Genomic DNA, 9084 nt, shown 5'->3' with positions numbered 1-9084 from the left:
CAACTCTACCGCCCGTTGCGTGGCTTTCTTGGTGTCAGCACTGGCATGGGGACTGTCCAGCACAAAGCGTTTCAGGGCACCGGAGAGCATTAAAGGTTGGGCTTTGGGTGCTTTGGCCGGTTTCTTCATCGTTCGGGGTTTTGGCATCGGTGCTGACACTGGCACGGCCCTCGTTTCATGAGCAGATGAAGGCAGGTTCACGCTCTGCAAATCCCGCAGTGAAACCCGCAGTCCTTCAAGCCTGCTTAAAGCGTCTGGTTCCAAGAGGTCCAGATGGGCCTGTATGAACAGTTCTGTGGTTCTGGCATGAAGAATGGATGCCCGTTTACGGGCTTCGTTCTGGTAGCCGGTTTTCAGGGAAACCCAGATTTCCCGCCGGTTTAAGGCTGCTCGCAGGGCAGGGGGAACAATACGGCGGAAGTGGTAAGTGGTGCCTCTAACTCGGAGCATAGAATCTTCCCTCAGTGGGGAAGGACGATGGAGCAAAGACAGCCTTTGCCCCTCATTTAGCCGAAAAATCGTGCTATTTCAGGTGTCTGTGGTGCGAACTGCGGGACTCGAACCTGCATCAACCCGCAGTGGCACTTTTCTAACCCTTTGAAACAACAAAAAGAATGCGACGTGCTGTCTTCCGGTTAGTGTCTGAGTTCCCAGAACTGGTTAAACAGTCTGGGAACTTGATGGGGCCATATTTAACCTGTTTATGCCGGTGAATCCAGTTCTCTTTCCCCGAATGGTCTATTGATGATCGCCATGACTTCGGGGGCAGAAAATATCCGGTTTCTGGCATATCCGGTGCGTTCCACCAAAATGCCTGCCGTCTGTAGCTGTTCCAGCGCAGTCTTGGTTGCAGGAGCAGAAATGTCTAGAATTTTCCCAAGTCGTGTCGCTGTAATGACAGGACAATCAATCAGAACATCCAGTGCTCTCAGCGCTGCGGAGTTCTTTCTGTAGGATCTTCTGCCCAGCCACTCCGCTTTCAGCGTTTTGGTCGCCTTCCTGACAGCTTTGAATTCCTGCATAGTCCCAATAATGGCCTGTGACATGAAGGTAATCAGGGGAAGCCAGTTCAGTTTCTGCTGCGCCTGTTTCAGCGCGTCGTAATAGTCCTGTTTGTATGCTTCAATGTAGGAAGAGAGATAGAGAGGTGGCTCTTTTTCCGCTGCCAGCATCATCGGGATCAGAAGTCTGCCAACCCGTCCATTGCCGTCTCTGAATGGGTGGACAGCTTCAAAATGGGCATGAGCAATAGCAATCCGTGTGATGAGTGACTGAGTCATCATCTGCATGCCATCCCCCGCCAGATAATCCAGTGTGCTTTGGAGACACTGGGGTACCCGATCAGGCGGGGGCGGGTTGTAGGTGGAATAGGCGATGTCATGTCTGCTGCCACCAATCCAGACAACGGTCGTCCGTAATGCGCCGGGAGTGCCGATATAGGATGTGTCGTGCTTCATGACTTCCCGATGCAGCGCCAGCACGGTGTCGAGCGTGAAAACAGTTCTGCCGGATGCAGAGGCCAGTGGCAGGAATTTTTCAAGTGCTAACGCATAGTCCCTGACCTGACGTGTTTCCTGCGTGGCCAGTTCATCGTCTTCATCAACGATCAGGAGTTCGTCAAGGGTGCTGTGAGTACCTTCCATCGCGGAACTACTGACGGCCTCCCTGCTGCGGAGAGTTCTGCTGATGAGGTAGGGATCGGTTGACGCTTGTGCCCATTCTGCAATTTGTCCCAGAGCAGCCATGGCTTGGGAGTGCAAAGCTGTGATCTTATCCAGATACACCCCACTTTCAGGTGGAGGTGGTGGGAGAACACCATAATGGCTCTCATAAGGGGAAGGCAGGCGGGCCAGACACTCTCTGACGCCTCCCGTTAAGTCCTGACGGTTCACCAGAAAAACCTTAAACATGGGACAAAATTACGATCCATATTTAAGTTTTTTAGCAGAAGACTAATTTATGATCTATCGTAATATGCCTTATTTAAGGTTTTCTGCCAATTATGAAAAGCCATATGACGCTACCTGCACTCTTGGTTTAACACGGGAACGGATAGAGAATAAATCGTAATGGCTATAGAGTAGCGTCAGGACTGAGTTCCTGTCGAAGTTCAGGGGGATTCGGCTCCATGCTTGGCATGAGAGCCGGGTGTTCTTTGCTGTTAAGTCTTACGCCCGGCCCCAGATGGCTTTCCCCATCAATAAAAAAAATTCCTGCTGTCTCCAGTGTCTGACGGATGGCTTTGAGAGTTCTGTGATGGGGAGAACGTGTTCCTGTTTCGAAATCAGCCAGTGTTCTGGAACCGACCTCAGCAAGATGTGCCAGATCTTTCTGGGAAAGGCCGAGCATGGCACGGGCTGCACGACACTGTGAAGCCAACAAAACAGGCATGAGTAAACGTCTCCACCATCAGAATAGGAAGTTTCATCTTTCATGCCATGTTGCGCCAAAAAAGCGGTTTTGAGCAAGAATGACGCAAAATTTCAGGACGTTTTTTCGGGTAAAGCGATATAAATATACATATATATGAATATATGGAACCAAAAACGTTTACAAATTTATCTAAGCGTGATACGAGGCCTCTTGTTTCGGGCCCGCCTTTGGATGTGTCTGAAGTCATTATCAAAGGCATCGGCATGGCACGTTTTGGGTATGCGAGAGTTTCAACCGACATGCAGGTCAATGACCCACAAATCCTGGCGCTACAGCGCGAGGGCGTGGAGACGATTATTACAGAAGTGATTTCCGGCGCGGTGCCAGCACGAGCTCGTCCACAACTTTCGAATTTGCTGAAGAGAATGAAGCGAGGGGATAGTCTCGTGGTCAGCCGCTTAGACCGCTTGGGACGCGATACCCTTGACGTTCTGAGTTTGCTGCGTGAACTGGACGAACAAGGTATCCGCGTCCGTATCCTTAACATCGGCGCAGAAACAGGAACACCGAATGGCAGAATGTTCCTAACCATATTGATGGCTATAGCTGAGTTTGAGCGTGAACTTATAAGAGAAAGAACACGAGCTGGACTTGCCGCAGTTAAAGCATCAGGGAAAAAACTTGGACGACCTGAACGCCTGACAGCACCACAGAAGAGACACATTGTTCATTTGTCACATGAAGGTATGTCTCTGCGACGGATAGCTGCTCTTTTCAATGTCAGTAAATCAACAATTAATAGAGTAGTAAGTAATCAATAGAATATAAAATCTCAGCTTTTTGGTGTAGATCAGGAAATATTTTCTTTTCTTCCTAGAGCCTGCATGCCGCGTACAATCTTGAGGATTGTCCATACAAACCAGATTGCGCCTAAAATAAAAGCGATAATCGACGTGATGCCAAAAGTAAGAGGAGATATCAGCGTTAGAGTGGAAATGAAAAAAGTATAAACAAGACCGACTATGAATATATTTTTCTGATATTTAAAATGAGACTGATAGGGCTGATCGGATTTCTCTTGAGACGCAAGAGCGATAATAAACCCTATTAAAGCAGGAATAACAAGAAAAAAGCCTGAAATATAAAGAATGTAATTTATGTTACAAAGAGAGCGACCACCATCTTTTCCGGAAACAATGGAATTTTCAGTGATATTACCTAAGTCGATTCCAGACATCTAACAGATCCATATAGGAATGGGGAGAATTTGGGATGTAGATTAATTATAAAACTGTTTTCACATTACTGTTTGAGAGTTTCTCGTCAACAAATGCCTTTAACTGCTTTATAATTTCGTTTGAGATGACAGTGGCATCACCAGGATTTGCAGAAGAAATGGTAAATTCCGACATGCTTGTTGGATTTTCTGGTATGACATTGGCGGTGATCCTCAGGTAACTCTGTACTGTCTGAGAGAAGGCGTCCGAGGTATCGTCAATATCAATAGGTCTGCCATTGATTTTTTCAGACGTCGTTTTGTCTTTCAAAATATATTGAGCAACGATTGCTGGTTGGTTGGGCATGGCAACAGGTAAGTGAATATTGTATTTTTTTAAAATTTCAGCTTGAAAATCTGCAAAATGGGGAGATTTATCGGCAGGATAGGAAACTTCACGGTCTATTTTTGTGACAGTTGTGCCTGCAACAGGAGGGGAAATGTCTACAGAAAGAGAATCGTTATCGGAGGAGCAAGTCAGTTTGCTTACAAAAGGCTGCGTTTTTACGTCTATCCCTTTATAAGACAAACCTAATGTTTGGTATTTGATACCGGCTGGATGGTTACAGTAACGGCCTAAGATTTTTTCAGCCTCTACAGCAGGCATACCTATTGTAAGGCCGACTACTGGAGCCTGTGTAACTGCGTTGGGTGTGGTAGGAACGTCTAATGCGTGTTTCAGATAAACTCCTCCATTGTCTGGAGGAGCCTGGTTATCTGTCTTACTTGAGGGGATATGTCCTTGATCGTATCCAGCAAGATTACCCATCATATTGCGCCGAAAATCATCTACAGCATTTTGTGCGTGCGCTGTAATGGGGAAGCTGAACAGTACAAGGGCTATAGAAGATTTTCGCATGATCATCTTTCATGACATTCAATGTTTATGTCGGATCAAGAAGTAAGTAGTCTACTGACGATTAATTGGGCTGTTCTTTTGCAAGACGCCATTTTCCATCTTCATGGTGAATGGCACGGAGTGTGTTTTTCTGGGGCTCATCGTTCAGTGTAAAGCTCACCGTGCAATCGAAAGCAGAATCAAAATCTTTGACAACCTGACAGGTATATTTGACGATTTTTATGTCATCTGTGTCGATCTGTTGATTTTGACGATTTCCTCCAAAAAACATGCTCACTGACTGATTGATAAGGTTGGCTTCCAGTTTTGCCACTTCTTCCTTGCTTGGGGGGCTGCCTGAGCATGCAGACAGCAAGAGCGGCAGACCTAGAAGAGGTATCGAAAAAAGACGGATTGAAGAGCGTTGAGTCATGGGAGAGAACCAAGTTGCTGTTTGATGTCGTGTTCAAAATCCGTCGTTTTTGGGACAATGTTCTCTTGGAAGGCGTAAGTGGAGTCTGAGTGTCCCAAAAATGTGTCTCGTTGAAAGAAGGAGACGGAAATGATGGCACGTTATGGTTATGCTCGGATTTCTACGGATGAACAGACACATGATCCTCAGGTTCTGGAATTGAAACGTGAAGGGCTTGAGGAGATTATTACGGATACTCTGTCAGGGCGTATCCCCGCTGTCGAGCGTCCCGGTTTGTCATCCCTATTGAAAAGGCTCGTGAAGGGTGACAGCGTTGTGGTGGCAAAACTGGATAGGCTGGGGCGTGACACAGTCGACGTTATGGGACTGGTCCGTAACCTTACAGAACAAGGTGTACGTGTCCGTATACTCAATATTGGGATAGAAACAGGCACCCCCAATGGACAGCTCTTTCTGACAATTCTCGCTGGATTTGCGCAGTTTGAACGAGAGATCATCAGAGAACGTACAAAGGCAGGATTGGCAGCTGTAAGGCTGGCAGGTGTCCAGTTGGGTCGACGCCCTGTCCTGACATCGTCTCAAAGAACGCATGTCTGCGAATTGAAGAAGGCCGGACGATCGCTGGCAGAAATTGCAAAAATTTTTAAGGTGAGCAGAAGCACTGTCTGGCGCACGCTAAAGTGCGGGGTATAGCGTGCCAAAAAGCAGGTTTAAAGGACAGCAGCGATGCCGTTTGTCCGATGCTGCTTGACAATTCTTCAGAAACGACCGTTTTCCGGACAATGAACGTCTCAGAGTTATAGAGGTTTCTTCAGGTATGATCATCAAGAAATCAAAATTTTGTCGATCTTGATGTAATGTATAGTAGCTGTTTTAATGTGTTGGAGGCGTTTGGGAATCGTAAGCGTTTAACTGTTTCTGCCATTGGTGTCGTTGATAAGACCCGTAAGCGCATCCAACACCAGCACCAAGAATTGGGTGACGAGAGCGCATTGAGCCACTTGCAACAGCTCCGGCGGCGGCATCAGCAAGACATCCGTTTGGACGAGATGGAAGAATATTGCCATTGCGAGCAGTCGGGAATGGTTTGGTTTTTGGAGCGTTCCTGCCAGAAAGAAGGTCTGCCAAGGTTCTTTTGTCTTGTTGGCTGGGTGGAACGGCCGGAGTGTCAGGATTTCGTCCGGCAAAAAAATCTCCCAGCGTCCGTGGGCGCGCGTCAGCGCAAGAGAGGGGAAGCATGGTGAGGGCAATGAAAGGAACGAGAAAATTTTTCACGGTAAATGATCTCTTTAATGAGGATGATGTCTCTTACCAGAGAGGGCGCGAGAAAGCGCCTTTACAGGAAAGAGAGGGGCAATCAGCGATTGACCTGTGACGAGCAATATGCTAAAGATCATTCTAAAGAAAAGGTTTTTTACGTCGTTATTATTCATTTTAGTGCAAAAGTTTTTGCATGCCGCACAGATAAGGCGCTTCATTCGGGGCGTTTTAGCCAACTTATCTGATGGGGTGATTGTATGTCTGACAACTACCAAGCTAAGGATGATAGCTCTTTAAAGGACCAACACAGTTTTTCTAGACTCGCAAGGAGAATTAGAACGAAATCTCGTAACGCGGAACGGTCACGGGAAGCTGATGATCTGGCGAAAGAGGAGCAGGTTTTTCTTCTTAGGGAAGGGTGTTCGTTTCCAAAACGCGTCAGTGCGAGTTCGTCTGGTGGTGATCTTTATCGCCATGTCCGTAGGTTAGAATCTCCCGTTGGTATTCATGAACCATTTAATGTTCAACAAAGTATCGAACAGGTTCAAGAAAGGTTTCCATACGCGCGGGATGCAATTAAAGCTTTGGCCTCGGCGGATTTAACACGCACGGTGTTTGGGCGTTCCCATCGCTTTCAGCCGATACTTTTAGTGGGACGACCCGGTTGTGGTAAGTCAACACTCGCCAGAGTTTATAACAAAGCACTTGGCTACCCCTGTATGACCATGAATGTGGGGGTGATGTCTGATGTTCTGTCATTCACGGGTACGCATTCAACATATAGTAATCCGCGCCCTTCGGTGATTGTTGAATACGTTGCGCAGGCAGAAGTGGCTAATCCTTGCGTTATCCTTGACGAGATCGACAAATCTCCTGATGGTAATCGCAATGGCAGTGTAAAAGATGCCCTGTTGCAGTTTCTTGAGCCTGGTGAAGCTGCGACTTTTTATGATGTTTGTTTGAATACAGAAGTTAATCTCTCCCGTGTCAGATGGATTTTGACTGCAAATTCTTTGGAAAAAGTCCCTGCGCCGTTGCGTTCACGCTGTCATGTTGTGCACGTGCCTTGTCCTCAAAAAGGTCATGTTCCGCAGATGGCTCGACAGATGGTGGCCAATTTCATGGCCAGTATTAATATGGACGCCAGATGGGTAACATTGGATGGTGTCGAAGAAGCGGTATTGCAGGAAAATTTCAACGGTGATCTGAGGCAGTTGAGAATGATGGTAGAAATTTTAATACGTGAAAGAATGACCTCTTTAGCCATCTGCTGAGAGTGTGGCTGTGTTCATGGCCTGTCTGAAAATTTATTGCAGACAGGCAGGATACGCCTACATGTCAGACATTCGATCATCGGTTGCGCCTTTCCGGAAGCAGACATTCAATATCCTCAATTCGGAATTGCTCTCGCCTTGGATGCCGTTCCAAATTATCCAACGGAGAAGCTCTTCGCCGTATCCAGTATTCGCCGGTAGATCTGTATACGTGCATTCGACGAACAAGTGCTAAGCTTGTGACGCAGTTGCCCACTCGTGCTTTTCCTGCAAATAATCAAGTCGAAAAAGACATATTCCGCATCGCATGGATGCTTGCTGAGGTTGGAGATGTGACGAAGTGACTACCGATCAACAGGCTGCAATTGCGATGCTTCGTGCTGAACCTTTAAGGATCGGCGTTTCAACGCGATCTCTCTTCAATCTTGAGGATGAACACAAAGTTTTCAGGGAGCAAGGCGTTCACGCCTATGCCGCGATGCAACTTGAGCGGGAAGATGTCATCATCGGCAAAGGCGCAGGCTTCGATGTGGTGAAACGGCTTCTGGCTTTAAATGAGCACGGAGCGGATCCGTATGTGGAGGTCGTACTTCTCTCACAAAATTCACCCGATTTGTCGCTCAGAGCGTTCAAATCCATCAATCACTATAAACTCACTATCAAGACAGGGAGCTTCACCAGCGGGAGGTCATTGGCTCCGTACATTCCGGCATGGAAGATTGATCTCTTCCTCTCGAACGAGGATGCTGACGTCAGAGGGGCTGTGAACGGCGGAGCTGCCGCCGCACGTTTGGGCGTTGCTCCATTAGGGAGCGAAGGGCCTAGCGCGGACGAGGTTCGGATTGCGTTCGATGGCGATGCGGTCGTCTTCGGGCCAGAATCTGATGAGATTTATAAAAAGGACGGTCTTGAAGCTTTTTTGACACATGAGACTGCTAACGCCGCTAATCCAATGAAGCGGGGACCGTTCGGCAAGTTCCTTCACAAGCTGTCGGCCTTGCGCAAGATCTATCTTAATGACGGAAATATTAGTAAGGTTCGCATTGCACTGGTAACTGCGCGGAACGCACCGGCCCATGAACGTGTCATCCGCACACTACGCGCTTGGGACACGCCCGCCGACGAGGCCCATTTTGTGGGTAGCTGGGATAAAGCGCCCGTGTTGCATGCTTTTGGCGCTCATATCTTTTTCGACGATCAAGAAAAACACGTACTGAGTGCATCGGCCGTAGTGCCATCCGGCCATGTCCCCGGTCCTCATGATCCGAACATACCGGTTATTCCAGCTTCCTGAGCAACGCAACAGTGAAAAATGTTCCTTATTTTCCGCTTTCGCCTTCGTCCCGGTCGTATAATTAGAGATGGTGCCATTCCAAAAACGGACACATCATGGGATGTAATCGGTTAAATCGGGTCTGGTACGCTTCTAAGCGAATTAAAGATCTGCGTATGTTAGGATAGGAAGTTATGAAGCCGCAAGTAAAAAGACAACACCATGTATGGAGGCGCTATTTCTTGCCGTGGGCAAATGATAAAAAATTATATGCATATATAGACAAAAAAGTATGCAGACCAAATGCTATAAACATTTCCGTTAAGAGCCTGTTTGGAAATTCGCTGAAGTGTGATT

General features: G+C 47.4%; 11 protein-coding genes. 4 read left to right on the top strand and 7 right to left on the bottom strand.

Annotated elements, in window-relative coordinates; all coding sequences use genetic code 11:
* The 3 genes from AD949_RS00355 to AD949_RS00345 form a co-directional block, all read right to left on the bottom strand.
* Positions 1–450, bottom strand: a 450-nt coding sequence (locus tag AD949_RS00355) for a DUF6538 domain-containing protein (protein WP_346186927.1), incomplete at its 3' end; no start/stop codon positions are given.
* A gap of 251 nt (positions 451–701) precedes the next feature.
* Positions 702–1892: a Fic family protein gene (locus AD949_RS00350; protein WP_048835661.1), complete on the bottom strand. Its 1191-nt coding sequence runs from the start codon at positions 1890–1892 to the stop codon at positions 702–704.
* Between the two features lie 181 nt (positions 1893–2073).
* Positions 2074–2391, bottom strand: a complete 318-nt coding sequence (locus AD949_RS00345) for a helix-turn-helix transcriptional regulator (protein WP_082064680.1) — start codon at positions 2389–2391, stop codon at positions 2074–2076.
* Between the two features lie 215 nt (positions 2392–2606).
* Between AD949_RS00345 and AD949_RS00340 the strand changes: the two genes are divergently transcribed.
* Positions 2607–3194 (top strand): recombinase family protein, encoded by a 588-nt coding sequence (locus AD949_RS00340; protein ID WP_244463346.1) that lies wholly within the window; start codon positions 2607–2609, stop codon positions 3192–3194.
* 29 nt (positions 3195–3223) lie between these two features.
* Here AD949_RS00340 and AD949_RS00335 read toward each other — a convergent pair whose 3' ends face one another.
* The 3 genes from AD949_RS00335 to AD949_RS00325 form a co-directional block, all read right to left on the bottom strand.
* Positions 3224–3610 (bottom strand): hypothetical protein, encoded by a 387-nt coding sequence (locus AD949_RS00335; RefSeq protein WP_048835656.1) that lies wholly within the window; start codon positions 3608–3610, stop codon positions 3224–3226.
* A gap of 46 nt (positions 3611–3656) precedes the next feature.
* Complete coding sequence (locus AD949_RS00330; RefSeq protein ID WP_141325498.1) at positions 3657–4508, bottom strand: hypothetical protein; 852 nt, start codon at positions 4506–4508, stop codon at positions 3657–3659.
* Between the two features lie 61 nt (positions 4509–4569).
* Positions 4570–4920: a hypothetical protein gene (locus AD949_RS00325; RefSeq protein ID WP_141325499.1), complete on the bottom strand. Its 351-nt coding sequence runs from the start codon at positions 4918–4920 to the stop codon at positions 4570–4572.
* A 129-nt stretch (positions 4921–5049) separates the two neighbouring features.
* Between AD949_RS00325 and AD949_RS00320 the strand changes: the two genes are divergently transcribed.
* Positions 5050–5613: a recombinase family protein gene (locus AD949_RS00320; RefSeq protein ID WP_244463345.1), complete on the top strand. Its 564-nt coding sequence runs from the start codon at positions 5050–5052 to the stop codon at positions 5611–5613.
* A 215-nt stretch (positions 5614–5828) separates the two neighbouring features.
* Here AD949_RS00320 and AD949_RS13910 read toward each other — a convergent pair whose 3' ends face one another.
* Complete coding sequence (locus tag AD949_RS13910) at positions 5829–6107, bottom strand: hypothetical protein (protein ID WP_141325501.1); 279 nt, start codon at positions 6105–6107, stop codon at positions 5829–5831.
* A gap of 330 nt (positions 6108–6437) precedes the next feature.
* Here AD949_RS13910 and AD949_RS13520 point away from each other — a divergent pair, with 330 nt between their 5' ends.
* Both AD949_RS13520 and AD949_RS00300 read left to right on the top strand, forming a co-directional pair.
* Complete coding sequence (locus AD949_RS13520) at positions 6438–7454, top strand: AAA family ATPase (protein WP_082064679.1); 1017 nt, start codon at positions 6438–6440, stop codon at positions 7452–7454.
* Positions 7455–7824: 370 nt separating this feature from the next.
* Positions 7825–8748: a 5'-nucleotidase gene (locus AD949_RS00300; RefSeq protein ID WP_048835652.1), complete on the top strand. Its 924-nt coding sequence runs from the start codon at positions 7825–7827 to the stop codon at positions 8746–8748.
* The last annotated feature ends 336 nt before the right edge of the window (positions 8749–9084 follow it).

Origin of the sequence: Acetobacter orleanensis (assembly GCF_001581005.1) — a bacterium.
Classification (GTDB): Bacteria; Pseudomonadota; Alphaproteobacteria; order Acetobacterales; family Acetobacteraceae; genus Acetobacter; species Acetobacter orleanensis.
Note: the sequence above shows the minus strand (reverse complement) of the source record. Positions and strands in the feature narration are given on the sequence as shown.

What these genes read in the sequence shown, in the direction of transcription:
- AD949_RS00345 (WP_082064680.1), bottom strand. Translation starts at nt 2,391, where the DNA reads ATGCCTGTTTTGTTGGCTTCACAGTGTCGTGCAGCCCGTGCCATGCTC.
- AD949_RS00335 (WP_048835656.1), bottom strand. Translation starts at nt 3,610, where the DNA reads ATGTCTGGAATCGACTTAGGTAATATCACTGAAAATTCCATTGTTTCC.
- AD949_RS00330 (WP_141325498.1), bottom strand. Translation starts at nt 4,508, where the DNA reads ATGCGAAAATCTTCTATAGCCCTTGTACTGTTCAGCTTCCCCATTACA.
- AD949_RS00325 (WP_141325499.1), bottom strand. Translation starts at nt 4,920, where the DNA reads ATGACTCAACGCTCTTCAATCCGTCTTTTTTCGATACCTCTTCTAGGT.
- AD949_RS00320 (WP_244463345.1), top strand. Translation starts at nt 5,050, where the DNA reads ATGATGGCACGTTATGGTTATGCTCGGATTTCTACGGATGAACAGACA.
- AD949_RS13520 (WP_082064679.1), top strand. Translation starts at nt 6,438, where the DNA reads ATGTCTGACAACTACCAAGCTAAGGATGATAGCTCTTTAAAGGACCAA.
- AD949_RS00300 (WP_048835652.1), top strand. Translation starts at nt 7,825, where the DNA reads ATGCTTCGTGCTGAACCTTTAAGGATCGGCGTTTCAACGCGATCTCTC.